This is a genomic window from Streptomyces dysideae, from assembly GCF_001514305.1.
Lineage (GTDB): Bacteria > Actinomycetota > Actinomycetes > Streptomycetales > Streptomycetaceae > Streptomyces > Streptomyces dysideae.
The window spans coordinates 1-17,661 of record NZ_KQ949126.1; the positions used below are offsets into that span (position 1 = coordinate 1).

Consider the following 17,661-nt stretch of genomic DNA (forward strand, 5'->3'; position numbering starts at 1 on the left):
ATACAACGACGCCGCACCCGGCTCCGGACGCGGGCTGCGCTCAGCCGGGGTCAGATCCCGCACCCGCTCGACGACCTGCCGCAGATGCTCCGGCGTGGTGCCGCAGCAGCCACCGATCAGCTGCAGCCCGTAGCCGCGGACGAAGTTCTCCTGCGCGTCGGCCAGGCCCTCGGGGTCGAGCGGGAAGTGGGCGCCGTCCTTGGTGAGGATGGGCAGGCCCGCGTTCGGCATGCACAGCAGCGGGGTGCGGGAGTGGCGGGACAGATAGCGCAGGTGTTCGCTCATCTCGGCCGGGCCGGTGGAGCAGTTGAGGCCGATCATGTCGATGCCCAGCGGCTCCAGCGCCGTCAGGGCGGCGCCGATCTCCGAGCCCAGCAGCATCGTGCCGGTCGTCTCGAACGCCATCGACACCAGCAGCGGCACCTCGACGCCGAGCTCCTCCATGGCGCGGCGGGCACCCAGGACGGAGGCCTTGGTCTGGAGGAGGTCCTGCGTGGTCTCGACGATCAGGGCGTCGGCGCCGCCGGTGAGCAGGCCCTCGGCGTTCGCCTGGTAGCCGTCGCGGATCGTGGCGTAGCCGATGTGGCCGAGGGTGGGCAGCTTGGTGCCGGGGCCGACCGAGCCGAGCACCCAGCGCCGGCGGCCGTCGCGGCCGGCGTACTCGTCGGCCACCTCTCTGGCGATACGGGCGCCCGCCTCGGACAGTTCGAAGACCCGGTCGGCGATGTCGTACTCGGCCGTGGCCGTGTGGTTGGCCCCGAAGGTGTTGGTCTCGACGCAGTCGACGCCCACCGCGAAGTACGCGTCGTGGACGGCGCGGACGATGTCGGGGCGGGTCAGGTTCAGGATCTCGTTGCAGCCCTCGAGGTTCTGGAAGTCCTCGAGGGTGGGGTCCTGGTCCTGGAGCATGGTGCCCATCGCCCCGTCGGCGACCACCACACGGCTGGCGAGCGCGTCTCGGAGCGCGGACACACGGGTCCGGCTGTCGGCGGAAGGGGTCAGCGGCGACGAGGCCATATAGGGGCTCCCTGGAGTGCGACGGCTGTCGGCTTTGCGCCACCCGTGGCCACGTACCACGAGGGCGCACGTCGCAAGACTAGGTCAGGTCGGGGCCCGGGTGGACAAGGCGTCCACGGGGCGGACAAGGATGACCTCCGGATCGTCGTCGGGATACGAGTGACGCGACAGGTCTGACCGACCATTGGCGGGAGGTCGGCATGGACCGGTAGTGTTCGACATTGCCGAACAGTGGCAGCGACGTCGCGGGGCGACGGTCGAAGGGGACGGAGGCAGGACGGCGATGGCACGGAACATCCAGTCGCTCGAACGGGCGGCCGCGATGCTGCGGCTCCTCGCGGGCGGCGAGCGTCGGCTCGGGCTGTCGGACATCGCCTCGTCACTGGGGCTCGCCAAGGGCACCGCCCACGGGATTCTGCGCACCCTCCAGCAGGAGGGCTTCGTCGAGCAGGACGACGCCTCCGGCCGCTACCAGCTGGGCGCCGAGCTGCTGCGCCTGGGAACCACCTATCTGGACATCCACGAGCTGCGGGCGCGCGCCCTGGTGTGGACGGACGATCTGGCCCGGTCCAGCGGCGAGAGCGTCTATCTGGGGGTCCTGCACCAGCAGGGCGTACTGATCGTGCACCACGTCTTCCGGCCCGACGACAGCCGGCAGGTGCTGGAGATCGGGGCCATGCAGCCCCTGCACTCCACGGCCCTGGGCAAGGTCCTGTCGGCGTACGACCCGGTCGCGCACAGCGAGGCGATCGAGGCCGACCGCAAGGCGTTCACGGACCGGACCGTGTGCGAGCTGGACTCCTTCGAGCAGCTCCTGGACTTCACGCGCGCGCGTGGGTACGCGGCGGACGTCGAGGAGACCTGGGAGGGCGTCGCCTCCGTCGCCGCGCCCATCCACGACCGGCGGCGGATGCCGGTCGGAGCGGTCGGTATCACCGGCGCCGTGGAGCGGCTGTGCCGGGACGGCGAGCTGCGCCCCGACCTGGTCGCGGCGGTGCGGGACTGCGGCCGCGCGGTGTCGCGGGATCTGGGCGCCGGGCGCTTCTGACGTACACGGTCGAGGGTCGGGACGCCACAGCGGCGCCCCGACCCTCGGCATACCCTTGTGCGGACATATCACATGATTCTGTCGACCGAGATCGATAACTCGCACCGATCAGTAACGATCGTGTTTTCGCCAACAGAACTCTTGACGCACCTGTAACGGCGAGGCAAGACTCCCGTCCATCGGTCGACATTGTCGAACACCTACCGGCAAACACGCGTTAGAGTGTGACGACGCCAAGGGCCGTATCGCACTTCCCCTGGACGAAGGACAAAGGAGTCGCGGGTGTCCAGCTCCGACATCTTCATCGGCGAGACCATCGGTACCGCCATACTCATCCTGCTCGGTGGCGGCGTCTGCGCCGCTGTCACGCTCAAGGCCTCCAAGGCACGTAACGCCGGCTGGCTCGCCATCACCTTCGGGTGGGGTTTTGCCGTTCTCACGGCCGTGTACACCTCGGCGCCGCTCTCCGGCGCCCACCTCAACCCGGCCGTGACGGTCGGTATCGCCATCAAGGACGGCGAGTGGAGCAACGTCCCGACCTACTGGGCCGGACAGCTGCTCGGCGCCATGATCGGCGCGGCCCTGGTCTGGGTCGCCTACTACGGCCAGTTCCACGCGCACCTCACCGACAAGGAGATCGTCGGCGGTCCGGGCGCGCAGGCCACGAAGGTCAAGGCCGTCGAGGCGCAGGAGAAGGGCGCGGGCCCGGTCCTGGGCATCTTCTCCACCGGCCCCGAGATCCGGAACGCCGTACAGAACCTGGCCACCGAGATCATCGGCACGATCGTGCTGGTCCTCGCGGTGCTCACACAGGGTCTGAACGACAACGGCAACGGCCTCGGCACCGTGGGCGCCCTGATCACCGCGCTCGTGGTCGTCTCGATCGGTCTGTCCCTCGGTGGCCCCACCGGCTACGCGATCAACCCGGCCCGTGACCTCGGTCCGCGCATCGTGCACGCCCTGCTGCCCCTGCCCAACAAGGGCGGTTCCGACTGGAGCTACGCCTGGGTGCCGGTCGCCGGTCCGCTGATCGGCGGCGCGGTCGCTGCGGGCATCTACAAGATCGCTTTTGCTTAACGGCATCCGGCTTTCACCGAGCCTCGCAGCACGCCCCGTACGTACAGCTCTTCAGCCACGGAACCTCAGGAGCACACAGTGACCGACGCGCACACCGCCGGCATCGCATCCCACGGCCATGGGCCGTTCATTGCAGCCATCGACCAGGGCACGACCTCCAGCCGCTGCATCGTCTTCGACCGGGACGGCCGTATCGTCTCCGTCGACCAGAAGGAGCACGAGCAGATCTTCCCGAAGCCGGGCTGGGTCGAGCACAACGCCACCGAGATCTGGACCAACGTCCAGGAGGTCGTCGCCGGAGCCATCGAGAAGGCCGGCATCACCCGTGACGACATCAAGGCCATCGGCATCACCAACCAGCGTGAGACCACACTGCTCTGGGACAAGAACACCGGTGAGCCCGTCCACAACGCCCTCGTCTGGCAGGACACCCGCACCGACGCCCTGTGCAAGGAGCTCGGCCGCAACGTCGGGCAGGACCGTTTCCGCCGTGAGACCGGTCTGCCCCTCGCCTCCTACTTCGCCGGCCCGAAGGCCCGCTGGCTGCTCGACAACGTCGAGGGTCTGCGGGAGCGCGCCGAGGCGGGCGACATCCTCTTCGGCACCATGGACAGCTGGGTCATCTGGAACCTGACCGGTGGTGTCGACGGCGGCCACCACGTCACCGACGTGACCAACGCCTCCCGCACCCTGCTGATGAACCTGCACACCCTGGAGTGGGACGACAAGATCGCCGAGTCCATCGGCGTCCCGCTGGCGATGCTCCCCGAGATCCGCTCCTCCGCCGAGGTCTACGGCGAGATCAAGGGCGGCAAGCTGGGCGAGCTGCTCGGCGGCATCCCGGTCGCGTCCGCGCTCGGCGACCAGCAGGCGGCCCTGTTCGGCCAGACCTGTTTCGCGGAGGGCGAGGCCAAGTCCACGTACGGCACCGGCACGTTCATGCTCATGAACACCGGCGAGAAGATCATCAACTCCTACAGCGGCCTGCTGACCACGGTCGGCTACCGGATCGGTGACGACAAGCCGGTCTACGCCCTGGAGGGCTCGATCGCCGTCACCGGTTCGCTGGTGCAGTGGATGCGCGACCAGATGGGCCTGATCTCCACCGCCGCCGAGATCGAGACCCTCGCGCTCTCGGTCGAGGACAACGGCGGCGCGTACTTCGTGCCGGCCTTCTCCGGTCTGTTCGCGCCGTACTGGCGCCCGGACGCCCGCGGTGTGATCGCCGGCCTCACCCGGTACGTCACCAAGGCGCACATCGCGCGCGCCGTCCTGGAGGCCACTGCCTGGCAGACCCGTGAGATCAGCGACGCCATGACCAAGGACTCCGGTGTCGAGCTCACCGCCCTCAAGGTCGACGGCGGCATGACCTCCAACAACCTGCTGATGCAGACCCTCTCGGACTTCCTGGACGCCCCCGTGGTGCGCCCGATGGTCGCCGAGACCACCTGCCTCGGCGCCGCCTACGCCGCCGGTCTCGCCGTCGGCTTCTGGACCAGCACCGACGACCTGCGCGCGAACTGGCGCCGGGCCGCCGAGTGGACCCCCCGCATGGACGCGGAGACCCGCGACCGTGAGTACAAGAGCTGGCTCAAGGCCGTCGAGCGGACCATGGGCTGGATCGCCGACGAAGACTGACGAGGAGTAAGAACCCGACATGACCACTCAGTCCACCCTGCAGTCCGTGACTGCCCTGGGTACGCGCCCGGCCTCCGGCTCCAACCCGAGCCGGGCCGAGACCCGGGAGCAACTCGCCAAGGCGTCGTACGACCTTCTCGTGATCGGCGGCGGCATCCTGGGCATCTCCACCGCCTGGCACGCCGCGCAGTCCGGCCTGCGGGTGGCTCTGGTCGACGCCGGTGACTTCGCCGGCGCCACCTCGTCCGCCTCCTCCAAGCTCCTCCACGGCGGTCTGCGATACCTGCAGACCGGCGCGGTGAAGCTGGTGGCGGAGAACCACTTCGAGCGCCGTGCGGTCTCCCGCCAGGTGGCTCCCCATCTGGCGAACCCGCTCACGTTCTACCTCCCCGTGTACAAGGGCGGGCCGCACGGCGCGGCGAAGCTCGGGGCGGGTGTCTTCGCGTACTCGATGCTGTCAGCGTTCGGTGACGGTGTCGGGCACCTGCTCTCCCCCGCCAAGGCCGCGCAGGACGTGCCCGAGCTGCGTACCGACAACCTCAAGGCCGTGGCCGTGTACGGCGACGACCAGATGAACGACGCGCGCATGGCGCTGATGACGGTCCGTGCGGCCGTCGAGGCGGGTGCGGTCGTGCTGAACCACGCCGAGGTGACCGGCCTGCGCTTCACCAAGGGCCGGGTGACCGGCGCGGACCTCAAGGACCGTACGTCGGGCGACGAGTTCGGCGTCAACGCCCGCCTCGTGCTCAACGCGACCGGTCCGTGGGTCGACCACCTGCGCAGGATGGAGGACCCGAACGCGGCGCCGTCCATCCGGCTGTCGAAGGGCGCGCACCTGGTCCTGAAGCGGACGTCGCCGTGGAAGGCCGCGCTGGCGACGCCGATCGACAAGTACCGGATCACCTTCGCCCTCCCCTGGGAGGACATGCTGCTGCTCGGCACCACCGACGAGGAGTTCGAGGGCGACCCGGCGGATGTCGCGGTCGACGACAAGGACATAGCGCAGATCCTCGACGAGGCCGCGTTCTCCATCCGCGACCAGCAGCTCAGCCGTGATCTGATCACGTACTCCTTCGCGGGTCTGCGGGTGCTGCCGGGCGGCCCCGGTGACACGGCGAAGGCCAAGCGCGAGACCGTCGTGACCGAGGGCAAGGGCGGCATGCTGTCCGTCGCGGGCGGCAAGTGGACGACCTTCCGGCACATCGGCCGTACGGTGATGAAGAAGCTGGAGGCGCTGCCGGGCCACCCGCTGGGCGAAGACTTCGAGCCGATCTCCTCGCTGCCGAAGAAGCTGCCGCTGCCGGGTGTCGCCAACCCGCGCGCGATCGCCCACCGCCTGCTGACCGACCACCCGGCGCCGGGCCCGCGCATGGCGGCCGACACCGCCAAGCACCTGGCCACGCACTACGGCTCCCTGGCCTTCGACATCGCCCGCCTGGCGAACGAGAACCCGGAGCTCGGCGAGCGCGTCCACCCCGACGCCCCGGAGGTCTGGGCGCAGGTCGTCTACGCCCGCGACAACGAGTGGGCCGAGACGCCGGACGACGTGCTGCGCCGCCGTACGACGCTGACGATCCGCGGCCTGGCCACGGACGACGTGCGGAGCAAGGTGCAGGACCTGCTCGACAAGAAGTAGGCGGTACGACGGGAGAGGGCGGCCCCACGCCGACGGGGCCGCCCCTTTCGCATGCCGTGATCGCGGACCCGGAGGCAATGGTCTGGCCTGAGCATTCGGCGTCCGTTCACGCCCCTGTACCCCATAATGGCATGAGACATCGGATGTCTGAACGACAGGGAGGCCGGCCATGGCAGTCACCGATGAGGCGATCGAGAAGATCAAGGGAATGATCGTCTCCGGCGCGCTGCGCCCCGGCGAGCGGCTCCCCAAGGAGAGCGAGCTCGCCGCCGAGCTCGGGCTGTCCCGCAACTCCCTGCGGGAGGCGGTGCGCGCCCTGTCCCTGATCCGGATCCTGGACGTGCGGCAGGGCGACGGCACGTACGTCACGAGCCTCGATCCGCAACTCCTGCTGGAGGCGCTGAGTTTCGTCGTCGACTTCCACCGTGACGACACGGTCCTGGAGTTCCTGGCCGTACGCCGCATCCTGGAACCGGCGGCCACGGCGATGGCGGCGCTGCGGATCAGCGAGCAACAGCTGGACGCGCTGTCCGCCCAGCTGGACAAGCTCGGCGACGAGCCGTCCGTGGAGGAACTCGTCGCCTCTGACCTGGAGTTCCACCGGGGCATCGTGCAGAGCTCCGGAAACTCCGTGCTCTGCTCACTCCTTGACGGCCTGTCGGGCCCCACCACCCGGGCCCGGATCTGGCGCGGCCTGACCCAGGAGGACGCGGTCAGCCGCACACTGCACGAGCACCGGGCGATCCTGACCGCTCTGCGGGACCGGGACGCGGAGGCGGCACGGTCGTGGGCGACCGTGCACATCGCGAGCGTGGAGCAGTGGCTGCGGGCCTCGCTGTGAGGCGACGGTCCGGTTCGACCGGTATTCGCCGGAGATCGGACCTCTGCTGAGGGGTGTTCTGGGGTGGGGATCGGGGCAGTGATCCGTTCACTCCCCCGTGCAAGGGGGCTGCGGTCGCCCCCGCCGGACGCCGTAAGGTTGGGGCGTACGCGAGGGCACGTCGGAAGGAGGCGCTGGGTGATCGAGCTCGAGGGGGTTCCCGAGCTGATCGACCCGGTCATGGTGGCCGCGTTCGAGGGCTGGAACGATGCCGGCGACGCCGCCTCCACCGCGGTCGCGCATCTGGACAGGGAATGGAAGGGCGAGGTGTTCGCGGCGCTGGACGCCGAGGACTACTACGACTTCCAGGTCAACCGGCCCACGGTGTGGATGGACGCCGGAGTACGGAAGATCACCTGGCCGACGACAAGGTTGTCGGTGGTCAGGGTCGGCGGCGAGAAGCCGCGCGATCTCGTACTCGTCCGAGGTATCGAACCGTCCATGCGCTGGCGCTCGTTCTGCAACGAGCTGCTGGGCTTCGCCCACGAACTGGGCGTGGAACTGGTGGTCATCCTGGGCGCCCTGCTGGGCGACACCCCGCACACGCGTCCGGTCCCGATCAGCGGGACGACATCCGACGCGGACCTGGCCCGGCGGATGAACCTGGAGGAGACCAAGTACGAGGGCCCCACGGGCATCGTCGGCGTCCTCCAGGAGGCGTGCACGCACGCGGGCGTGCCGGCCGTCAGCCTGTGGGCCGCCGTCCCGCACTATGTGTCGCAGCCGCCGAACCCGAAGGCGACGCTGGCTCTCCTGAACCGCCTGGAGGACCTGATCGACGTGCGCATCCCGCTGGGCGAGCTGCCCGAGGACGCGCGCGCCTGGCAGGTGGGCGTGGACCAGCTGGCCGCCGAGGACAGCGAGGTCGCGGAGTACGTGCAGACGCTGGAGGAGGCCCGGGACACCGCGGAGCTGCCGGAGGCGTCGGGCGAGGCGATCGCCCGCGAGTTCGAGCGGTATCTGCGGCGCCGCGACGGCGGCGGCCCGACTCCCGGCGGGCACGCCACGGCGGACGGCGGGGACGGCTCGTATCTGCGGGACAACCCGGGACTCACCCGGCCGCCGAAGCCACCCAGGCCGGGGCCGGGGCCGGGCCTGGGCCCGGACGACGAGGAGTCGTCAGAGGACTGAGGGATCCGAGGGATTCAAGGGGTCCGGTGAGGGCGGTGTGCGTCACGCGCACCGCCCTTGCCGCGTCCGTGGCCGGAGCCGCACCCGGAGCTACACCTGGTCGACCACGACCACGTCGTACTCGGTGTCCGGTGTCGGCTCCACGTCGAAGCGCGCGTTGGGCAGATAGAGACGGTCGCCGTACGCCGCGACCGTGGTCGGTATGCGGAACCGCGGGTCGGTGATGCGGGCGATCGCGGTGCCCTTGGTGCCGGCCGCGTTCAGCCGGAAGACGTCGACCGCGTTCTGTGCCTGCTGGACGACGTAGAGGGTGCGGCCGAGCAGCAACAGGCCGTCGCCGTTGGGGATCCTGGCCGTGCCGAGGTCCGCGGCGGCCGCGGTTCCGGTGCGTGGGTCGACCCGCATGAGGGTGCCGCCTTCGGCGAAGGCGTTCACCACCAGCAGGGCGCTGCCGTCGGGGGTGCGCTCGATGCCGTTGGCGGTGAAGTCGGCGCCCTGCTGCCAGTCACCGCTCAGCGGCACGGTCCTGACGTCGCCGGGGGCGCCGTGCCGGTCGAGGGCCAGCCGGTAGAGCTGCGCCTTGAAGGAGTCGGTGAACCAGGCGGCGTCCGGGGTGAGGATCACGTCGTTCACGAAGGTGCCGCCGGTGGCGTACACCTTCTCGATCCGGCCCGTGCGGATCTCGCCGCTGTCGCCGCCGGCTATGAAGATCCTGCCGCGCCGGTCGATCTTCAGGCCGATGGAGGGGTGCCCGGCGCCAAGTCCCTTGCTGATGACGGAGCCACGGCCGGTGGCGAGGTTCGCGCGATAGATGTCGCCGTTGGCGAGCGAGCCGAAGTAGGCGAACGGGGCGGTGCCGGTGGCGATGCCCTCGGGCCGGAAGCCGTTGGGCAGCGGGAACTGGGTGGGCCACGCCTTCCTCGGCGTTTCGGCCGCGTGGGCGGTGCCGCCCAGCAGCGCCGCTCCGGAGAGGGCGGCGGTCGCGGTGAGGAGTCTTCGACGTGCGAAGGAACGTTCTGCGGATACCACTGTGCGTCCTTCCGCGAAGGGGCCGGCGAAGGCCGGCCGTACAGGTCAACAGGCGCTCTCACCCCATCACATGACAGGCACCTCCGCAGCCTTTGGCCGGATTGTACCGTGACATCTGCTTCCGGACGGATTGCACACGTTACCCAATTCAACTTGTTTTCAAACCGAGTTGGTGAAGACGGTCTGGACGGACCGCCGCAGGCGTGCTTGGTCGGGGCCCGATGGCGCACCCGCACGGACCGAAGGGAGCGGTACCCGATGAGCGACCAGGTACAGCCGGCGCAGGGCCCGGGGGCATCCGGGCCGGGCCCCGACGGAGCGGGATACACCTATCGAGGAACCGAGCGGGAACTGATCGTCGTCGCCCGTCCCGAGGCCCGGCTGCGGGCCCAGGCCGAGGGCGTACGGTCGGCGGCGGGCGCCGACGTCTCGGCTCTCAACATGTTCCTCAGTGACGAACAGCTCGCCCTTGAACCGCTGTTCGGCAGCGAGGAGCGCCTCCAGCAGTCCGCGGCGCCCGGCACCGAGAACGTGCCCGACCTGGCGCTCTTCTACCGGGTGCGGGGCGGAGAGAGCCGCGCCGAGGAGCTGCGCTCACGGATCGCCGCGCTGCCGGGGATCGACACGGCGTACGTCAAGCCGGGCGCCGTACCGGCCTCCTTCGGGCAGATCGGGGAGGACACCGGGCGCCTCAAGGAAGGCGCGCCGGTCACACCCGACTTCAGCAGCCGGCAGGGCTATCTGCGGCCCGCGCCCGAGGGCATCGACGCCCGGTGGGCCTGGCAGCGGCGCGGCGGCACCGGTCAGGGCGTGACCGTGATCGACGTGGAGGGCTCCTGGCAGTTGGGCCACGAGGACCTGGCCGCCAAGCTGGCCGGCGTCGTGGTCGGCACCCCGCTGACCGACATCGCCTGGCGCAACCACGGCACCGCCGTGATCGGCGTGATCGGCGGCGACCGCAACGAGTACGGCGTCACCGGCATCGTGCCGGACGCGGTGACCGCGGCCGCGTCCTTCCAGGGCATCGGTACCGCGGCCGCGATCCACGCGGCGGCGGACCGGCTGGGCCCCGGCGACCTCGTGCTGGTCGAACTGCACCGGCCGGGGCCGCGGTTCGAGTTCGCCGAGCGCGACGACCAGCGCGGCTACATCGCGCTGGAGTGGTGGCCGGACGACTTCGCGGCCGTCCGTTACGCCACCGCCCGCGGCGTCCTCGTCGTGGCGGCCGCGGGCAATGGCGCCGAGTCGCTCGACGACGCGGTCTACGAGCGCCGCCCCGACGAGTTCCCGGAGTGGTGGCGCAACCCGTACAACCCCTCCAACCAGTCCTCCGGCGCCGTCCTGGTCGGCGCGGGCGCCCCGCCGCCCGGCACTCACGGCCGCGATCACGGCCCGGACCGGTCGAGGCTGGCGTTCTCCAACTACGGCGCCCGCGTGGACGCCCAGGGCTGGGGACGCGAGGTCACGACCACCGGCGGCTTCTGGGACCGGCCCGGGGATCTGCAGGGCGGGCCCGAGGAGATCGCCTGGTACACGGACACGTTCTCCGGGACCTCCTCCGCCTCCCCGGTGGTGGTCGGCGCGCTGGCCGCGCTGCACGGCATGCTCAGGGCGGCCGGCCAGCCGCCGATGTCCCCGGAACGTGCCCGTGAGGTGCTGCGGGCCACGGGGTCCCCGCAGCAGGACGCGCCGGGCCGGCCCGCCTCTCAACGGATCGGCAGCCGGCCCGACATCAAGGCGGCGGTCACGCGTCTGCTGCCGCAGGCGGTCGGCTCCGGCCGGGCCGAACGGTACTGGGACGAGCTCCTGCCATACCCCCGTGAACTTCCGCCCAGGCTCCGGCTGTTCGTGGCCGGCGACTGGCGGAACCTGAACCACCCGTCCCCCGACATCCGCCAGGCGGTCCACACCGCCTTCGCGGGGGGACGGCCCGATGTCCGAGTGTGGTTCTCGGACGACGAGATCGTCGGCCTGGTGATCACCGGCTGACGCAGCCCATCACATCAAGGGAAGGTGGCACCCGCATGAGCACCACCCCGCAGATGAGTCACATGGGACAGCAGCAAGGCCAGCAGTACCCGAGCACATCACCGTTCCAGCAGCAACAGCCGTTCGGGCAGCAGGGCTTCGGCCAGCAGGGCATGGGCCAGCAGCAGCCGTACGGCATGAGCGGCTCCCTGGAGCAGCTCCAGCAGCTCGGTCAGCAGCAGCCGTATCAGCAGCTGCTCCAGCAGCTCGGCCAGCAGCAACAGCCGTTCGGGCAGCAGCAGGACCAGCAGGCGCAGCAGGCCGAACAGCAGGCGCAGCAGCAGTTGCAGCAGGTCGCGCTCGCCGCGGTGCAGCAGGTCGTCCAGCAGATGCAGGCGCAGGCCCTCGCCTCCGGAGTGGCGAACGGCTTCGTCGACATCGTCCACCCGCTGCAGGGCCAGCCGCATCAGATCTTCCTGCGGATCAACAACCAGTTCCGGGTCCTGAACAACCCGAACCCGCAGATCCACCAGCAGATCCAGCAGGCCTTCGCGTTCGGCCACCAGATGATCGGTGTCTGGGACACCCAGTCGCCGAGCGTCCTGCGCAGCGTACGGATCCAGCGGATCTGACCGGCGGCTGAACCAACGGGTGAGGGCGCTTCCTCCGCGGGGAGGAAGCGCCCTCACTCATGCCATCGGGCGTTACAGGGCCACGCCCAGCAGCGCGTCGACGGCGCGGCTCGCCACGCCGGGGGCGCCGATGTCGGTGCCGCCCCGCTCCTCCTGTGCGGCCGCCCAGCGGTCGACCGCGGCGAGCGCGGCCGGGGCGTCCAGGTCGGCGGCGAGGGCGTCGCGGATCTCCTCGACGAGCGCGTCCGCGGACGGCCCGTCGGGCCGCGACACGGCCGCCCGCCACCGGCCGAGCCGGGTGACGGCGTCCTCGAGGACCTGGTCGGTCCACTCCCAGTCGGCCCGGTAGTGGTGGGCGAGCAGGGCGAGCCGGATGGCGGCGGGGTCGACGCCGTCGCGCCGCAGCGTGGACACGAAGACGAGGTTGCCCTTGGACTTGGACATCTTCTCGCCGTGCAGGGCGACCATGCCGGCGTGCACATATGCCTTGGCCATGGGGAACTCGCCGGTCAGCACCTGGGCATGGGAGGCGCCCATCTCGTGGTGCGGGAAGGCGAGGTCGGAGCCGCCGCCCTGGATGTCGAAGCCCATGCCGAGGTGGTCGAGGGCGATGGCGACACACTCGATGTGCCAGCCGGGCCGGCCGCGCCCGAGGGAACCGCCGTCCCAGCTGGGCTCGCCCTCGCGGGCTGCCATCCACAGCATCGGGTCGAGCGGGTTCTTCTTCCCGGGCCGGTCGGGGTCGCCGCCACGCTCGGCGGACAGCAGCCGCATGGCGGCCGCGTCCAGGCCCGACACCTTGCCGAAGTCCGGGTCGGACTCGACGGAGAAGTAGATGTCCCCCTCGAGTTCGTAGGCGGCGCCGGCGTCCCGCAGCCGTTCGACGAGCGGCACGATGCCGGGTATGGCCTCGACCGCGCCGATGTAGTGCCGCGGGGGCAGCATGCGCAGGGCGGTCATGTCCTCGCGGAAGAGGGCGGTCTCCTTCTCGGCGAGGGCGACCCAGTCGATGTCGTCGCGTGCGGCCCGCTCCAGGAGTGGATCGTCCACGTCGGTGACGTTCTGGACGTAGTGAACCTGCCGCTTGGTGTCGAGCCACACGCGCTGTACGAGGTCGAACGCGTTGTAGGTCGCCGCGTGTCCCAGGTGGGTGGCGTCGTACGGGGTGATGCCGCAGACGTAGATACGGGCGACGGGACCGGGGTCGAGGGTGACCAGACCGCCGGTCGCGGTGTCGTGGATCCGGAGGTCGCGGCCCTGACCGGGCAGGGCGGGGACCTCAGAAGCGGGCCAGGCATACATGTCATGAGCCTAACCGGACGGATGTTCCGTATACGAACCGGACCAGGCCGGATGGCCGAGAGGGCACTCTTGTGGGACCTCGCCCATTGTGCCGCTAGACCGGCGGCCAGGGAATGGCCGGCCACTCCCCGCTCGGCTCCGGATGCTTCCCGGACGCCAGCAGCGCCCCGACACGCGCGCGTGTGGCGTCGACCTCGGCGGCCGTGATCAGCGCGGACAGCCGTACGGCCAGCGCCCCGCCCTCCTTCAGTGCCTCCCGCATTGAGCCGAGCACCTCGACCGCCTCCCCCGTGAGCGGCTCGCCCGCCCATCCCCACAGCAGTGTCCGGAGTTTGTTGTCGGCGTTGAAGGTGACCCCGTGGTCGATGCCGTAGAGGCGGCCCTCGGCGTCGGGCAGCAGATGGCCGCCTTTGCGGTCCGCGTTGTTGATCACGGCGTCGAGCACCGCGAGCCTCCGCAGCCGCTCGTCGTCGGCGTGCACCAGCAGGGCCGTCTTCCCGTCGCCGACCTCGGCGAACGCGATCGCCTTCCAGCCCGGCTCGGGTTCCTCGGCGTCGACGAGGGCGAGCAGTTCGGCCTCCGGGGTCACGTCGATCCACAGCTGGACCATGCCCTCGCCGTACGGCCCGTCCCGCAGCACGGTGGGCGGTACGAGCCCCCAGCCGGTCGCTTCGGAGACCTCGTACGCGGCGACCTCGCGCTGCGCGAGCGTCCCGTCGGGAAAGTCCCAGAGGGGCCGCTCCCCGGCGACCGGCTTGTACACGCAGGACACCTCGCGCCCGTCGTGCGCGACCGTGCAGAACAGCGCGGCGTTGGACGCCTCACGAATCCGCCCGCGCACGGTCAGCTCGCCCTCGGCGAGCAGGTCGGCGGGGCTCGGGTCGGCCGTCACGCTCCGCGGCGGTATCCGTTCTGGCGCGGACATACATGTCCCTCCGGGTCGAGCGGGAGGCTGCACAGCGGACACGGCGGCCGCCCGGCGTTGACGACGTCCAGGGCGCGCTTGGCGAAGGCCCTCGCCTGCGCGCCGGTGAGCCGGACCCGCAGCATCGGGGGACCGTTCTCCTCGTCCTGGAGCAGCCGCTCCTCCGCCTCCGCGAGATCCTCCTCGGAGTCGGCGTCGAGCTCCACGAGGGCCTGCGCCTCGACGATCATGCGCTGCTCCTCGCCGTCCCAGGCAAGGGCCATGGTGCCGACGCGGAACTCCTCCTCGACGGGGGTGTCCAGCGGGGCGGTGTCGGCCACCTCGGTGGGCACCACGGCCGGGACGGCGGCACTTCCGCCGCTGCGCCGTACGACCTCGTCGAGCAGTTCGTCCATGCGCTCGGCGAGCGCGGCGACCTGGGTCTTCTCCAGCGCCACGCTGGTCACCCGGGAGCCGGCCGTGGCCTGGAGGAAGAACGTACGGCGTCCGGGCAGTCCGACCGTACCGGCCACGAAGCGGTCCGGAGGGTCGTAGAGGAACACCTGACGGGACACGTCCTGTCTCCATTGGAATCGTGAGTACGTGCGTGTGTGCGGGAACGCGCTTGTGTGAACCGCTTCACCCTACTGCGCCCGACGATCACGGTGCGCCCGCACCGCCCCCTACCGGGGCGTCGCCGGCCGGCGGGTCCTCGCGCGGTATCAGGGACGCGAGATCACCGGTGTCCCCGAGCCGGACGAGAAACGGCCTCAGGCGTGTGTAGCGGATCGCCGTGATGGAACACGGTTCGACGGAAATCCTCTGGAAGAGGTCGAGATGAAGTCCGAGTGCGTCCGCGACCAACGACTTGATGATGTCGCCGTGCGAGCACATCAGGTACACGGCGTCGGCGCCGTGATCGCGCTCCACGCGCGCGTTCCACTCGCGTACGGCCTCGGCCGCCCGGGTCTGCATGGCCCGCATCGACTCGCCGCCGGGGAACGCGGCCGCCGACGGATGCGCCTGGACGACCTCCATCAGCGGCTCGTCCATGAGCTCGGCGAGCTTGCGGCCGGACCAGTCGCCGTAGTCGCACTCGCCGATGCGGTCGTCGGTGTGCGCGCGCAGTTCGGGACGGGCGTCGAGCAGCGGCCGGATCGTCTCCTGGCAGCGCTGCAGCGGGCTGGTGACGACCTCGGAGACCGGCAGCCCGGCGAGCCGACCGGGCAGCGCGGCGGCCTGCGCGGCCCCGCGTTCGTCGAGGGCGACGCCGGGCGTCCACCCGGCAAGCAGGCCTTCGGTGTTGGCGGTGGAACGTCCGTGCCGGACCAGGATCAACGTGGGCATGCGGCCCAGCGTAGGCGTACCACGGGCTGCGTTCGGCGCCGGATGGCGGGAGAATACGCTCCGTGATCGTCGACTGCGCCATCTACCGGGACGGGCGGCGGACGGAGGGTCCCGAGGACATCTCGGCCGCCCTGGACCTGTGCCGTCTGGAGTCTGGCGCGTTCGTGTGGATCGGTCTGTACGAGCCCACGGAGAAGGAGTTCGACCGGGTCACGGAGGACTTCGGGCTGCACCCGCTGGCCGTCGAGGACGCCCTGAAGGCACATCAGCGGCCCAAGCTGGAGGTGTACGACGACTCGCTGTTCATGGTGCTCAGGCCGGTCGGCTACGAGCCGAAGAGCGACGTCGTCTCCGCCGGCGAGGTCATGATCTTCATCGGGGACGGCTTCGTGATGACGGTCCGTCACGGCGCGGGTGCGGTGCGTGGCACATACGGTACGATGAGCTCGCCGTCAACGACCAACCCGTTGGCGGCACATGGCGGGTCGTCGACCTGCCCGGCGGTCGGGAGGATCGTCGTACGGACGGACGCACGCGCCGTCAAACCCTTCGGAGCGATCCAGAAGGGAGTCTCCCGGACTCCGGGAGAGAGCTCCAAACCTTCAAGCGGCAGATCACCGTTGCCGTAGCGCCGCCGCGCTGTACGTGTCCGCGCCCTCTAATTGGCGGACCCGTACAGCGCGGCGGCGCCGTTCGTGAACGACAAGGCACAGCCCTTCTTCCGGGACGTCAGCGACCACCTCACACGCGTGAACGAGTCCGCGGACGGCCTGGACCGGCTGGTCTCCGACATCCTCTCGGCGCATCTGGCGCAGATGAGCGTCCGGCAGAACGACGACATGCGGAAGATCTCCGCGTGGGCGGCCATGGCCGCGATCCCCACGATGATCGCGGGGGTCTACGGCATGAACTTCGACCACATGCCGGAGCTGCGCTGGGGATGGTCGTATCCGGCGCTGATCGCGGCCATGGCCGTCCTCGAGGTCCTGTTGTACCGGCTGTTCAAGAGCCGGGGCTGGCTGTAGCTTCAGGCGAACTCGGGGGCCGAGGTCGCCGGTCCGCCCAGCGCGTCGCGCCGCTCCGGCATCTTCAGGCTCACCATCCGCCGCCAGCCCGCGGCCCGCTCCCACGCGTACACGGCGTGGATGCCGGCCGCGAGGACCGCCGCCTTGGGCCGCGGCCAGCCGAGGATGCGGCCCATGTGGGTCATGACGGCGAGGCTGACGTCCCGGTAGATCCGGATCTCGGCGAGCGCGCACTCGCGCAGCGTGCGCTGGATGGCCCGGCCGTGTCCCTGGGCGGCGAAGCGCAGCAGTTCCTCGTGGCAGTAGGCCAGGTGGTTGTCCTCGTCGTTGGAGATCATCTTGACCGCGCGGCCGAGGTCGGGGTGGTCGGCGAAGTGCTTGCGCAGCAGCTCCATCTGCTCGAAGGCGCGCTGCTCGGTGACCCGGCTGTGCGACAGGTAGGCGACGATGTCCTGGACGGTGAGCGGTGCGTCGCTCTTGAGCTTCTCGTGGGCGAGTCCGATGCCGTGCCGCTCGAGGAGCATCGTGTAGTCGGTCTCGGGCGGGACGGGGACGGGTTCGAGGCCGCGCTTCTTCAGCAGGGCGTTGAAGATCCGCCCGTGCTTGTCCTCGTCCGCGCCGTGCCGGGTGATCTTGGGGGCGAGTCCACGCTCGCTGTCCGGGACGAGCGTGGCGATGCGGGCGTTCTCCCAGCCGCCCTGGGACTCCCCGCTGGCCGCGATGGAGCAGAACAGGCGGAAGGACTCGTCGTTGTCGAGGATCTCTTCGAACAGGCTCTTGGCCGAAAGCATCGTGGGCACCTCTCTGCAGGGCTCTGCAGGACTGCTCGGTCTCCGCGGGATTCCGCAAAGAACGAGTCAAATGCGGCGAGAGAGGTGCTGCAACAGTTGTATCGGACAACTCCGCCAAAAGGAGGACGGCCGGGGTCACGACGGGGGCGTAACCACGAGGGCTCCAGCGCGTTGTTCCGCGTGACGGCCGTGGCGGGGAAGACCCCCGAGCCCCCACCACGGCCGCGGAAATCTCC

15 protein-coding genes and 1 pseudogene are annotated in these 17,661 nt (G+C 70.3%); 9 read left to right on the forward strand and 7 right to left on the reverse strand.

Annotation, left to right across the window (positions count from 1 at the left end; genetic code table 11):
- A partial coding sequence (locus AQJ91_RS44240) for a homocysteine S-methyltransferase family protein (protein ID WP_199848188.1) occupies positions 1-1,017 on the reverse strand: 1,017 nt, incomplete at its 3' end.
- A 283-nt stretch (positions 1,018-1,300) separates the two neighbouring features.
- On the opposite strand from AQJ91_RS44240, the gene AQJ91_RS44245 reads away from it, so the two are divergent.
- The 6 genes from AQJ91_RS44245 (at position 1,301) to AQJ91_RS44270 (ending at position 8,427) form a co-directional block, all read left to right on the forward strand.
- Entirely contained in the window at positions 1,301-2,065 is a 765-nt protein-coding gene (locus tag AQJ91_RS44245; protein WP_067034611.1) for an IclR family transcriptional regulator, read from the forward strand.
- Positions 2,066-2,347: 282 nt separating this feature from the next.
- Positions 2,348-3,142 (forward strand): MIP/aquaporin family protein, encoded by a 795-nt coding sequence (locus tag AQJ91_RS44250; protein ID WP_067034613.1) that lies wholly within the window; start codon positions 2,348-2,350, stop codon positions 3,140-3,142.
- Between the two features lie 78 nt (positions 3,143-3,220).
- Complete coding sequence (glpK, locus tag AQJ91_RS44255; RefSeq protein WP_067034615.1) at positions 3,221-4,780, forward strand: glycerol kinase GlpK; 1,560 nt, start codon at positions 3,221-3,223, stop codon at positions 4,778-4,780.
- Positions 4,781-4,799: 19 nt separating this feature from the next.
- A complete protein-coding gene (locus AQJ91_RS44260; RefSeq protein ID WP_067034618.1) occupies positions 4,800-6,416 on the forward strand; it encodes a glycerol-3-phosphate dehydrogenase/oxidase in 1,617 nt (538 codons plus the stop codon).
- A 169-nt stretch (positions 6,417-6,585) separates the two neighbouring features.
- Complete coding sequence (locus AQJ91_RS44265) at positions 6,586-7,257, forward strand: FadR/GntR family transcriptional regulator (protein ID WP_067034620.1); 672 nt, start codon at positions 6,586-6,588, stop codon at positions 7,255-7,257.
- Positions 7,258-7,434: 177 nt separating this feature from the next.
- Positions 7,435-8,427, forward strand: a complete 993-nt coding sequence (locus AQJ91_RS44270; protein ID WP_067034623.1) for a PAC2 family protein — start codon at positions 7,435-7,437, stop codon at positions 8,425-8,427.
- A gap of 90 nt (positions 8,428-8,517) precedes the next feature.
- Here the strand turns inward: AQJ91_RS44270 and AQJ91_RS44275 are convergent, their stop codons facing one another.
- Entirely contained in the window at positions 8,518-9,456 is a 939-nt protein-coding gene (locus AQJ91_RS44275; RefSeq protein WP_067034626.1) for an SMP-30/gluconolactonase/LRE family protein, read from the reverse strand.
- Positions 9,457-9,714: 258 nt separating this feature from the next.
- Here AQJ91_RS44275 and AQJ91_RS44280 point away from each other — a divergent pair, with 258 nt between their 5' ends.
- Positions 9,715-11,445 (forward strand): S8 family peptidase, encoded by a 1,731-nt coding sequence (locus AQJ91_RS44280; protein WP_067034634.1) that lies wholly within the window; start codon positions 9,715-9,717, stop codon positions 11,443-11,445.
- A gap of 35 nt (positions 11,446-11,480) precedes the next feature.
- Positions 11,481-12,056, forward strand: coding sequence for a hypothetical protein (locus AQJ91_RS44285; protein ID WP_067034636.1), 576 nt, complete (start codon positions 11,481-11,483; stop codon positions 12,054-12,056).
- Between the two features lie 72 nt (positions 12,057-12,128).
- On the opposite strand, the gene mshC is transcribed toward AQJ91_RS44285, so the two are convergent.
- The 4 genes from mshC to AQJ91_RS44305 form a co-directional block, all read right to left on the reverse strand.
- Positions 12,129-13,358 carry a cysteine--1-D-myo-inosityl 2-amino-2-deoxy-alpha-D-glucopyranoside ligase gene (mshC, locus tag AQJ91_RS44290; protein ID WP_067034639.1) on the reverse strand — a complete coding sequence of 410 codons (1,230 nt, stop codon included), beginning with the start codon at positions 13,356-13,358 and terminating at the stop codon, positions 12,129-12,131.
- Positions 13,359-13,452: 94 nt separating this feature from the next.
- Positions 13,453-14,283, reverse strand: coding sequence for an SCO1664 family protein (locus AQJ91_RS44295; protein WP_199848189.1), 831 nt, complete (start codon positions 14,281-14,283; stop codon positions 13,453-13,455).
- A complete protein-coding gene (locus tag AQJ91_RS44300; protein ID WP_067034652.1) occupies positions 14,247-14,837 on the reverse strand; it encodes a DUF3090 domain-containing protein in 591 nt (196 codons plus the stop codon). The genes AQJ91_RS44295 and AQJ91_RS44300 overlap by 37 nt, the downstream gene beginning before the upstream one ends.
- An 85-nt stretch (positions 14,838-14,922) precedes the next feature.
- Positions 14,923-15,609 (reverse strand): histidine phosphatase family protein, encoded by a 687-nt coding sequence (locus AQJ91_RS44305; RefSeq protein WP_067034654.1) that lies wholly within the window; start codon positions 15,607-15,609, stop codon positions 14,923-14,925.
- A 62-nt stretch (positions 15,610-15,671) separates the two neighbouring features.
- On the opposite strand from AQJ91_RS44305, the pseudogene AQJ91_RS44310 reads away from it, so the two are divergent.
- A pseudogene (locus AQJ91_RS44310) lies at positions 15,672-16,634 on the forward strand (magnesium and cobalt transport protein CorA).
- Positions 16,635-16,636: 2 nt separating this feature from the next.
- Here the strand turns inward: AQJ91_RS44310 and AQJ91_RS44315 are convergent.
- Entirely contained in the window at positions 16,637-17,425 is a 789-nt protein-coding gene (locus tag AQJ91_RS44315) for a hypothetical protein (RefSeq protein ID WP_067034657.1), read from the reverse strand.
- Positions 17,426-17,661 lie beyond the last annotated feature (236 nt).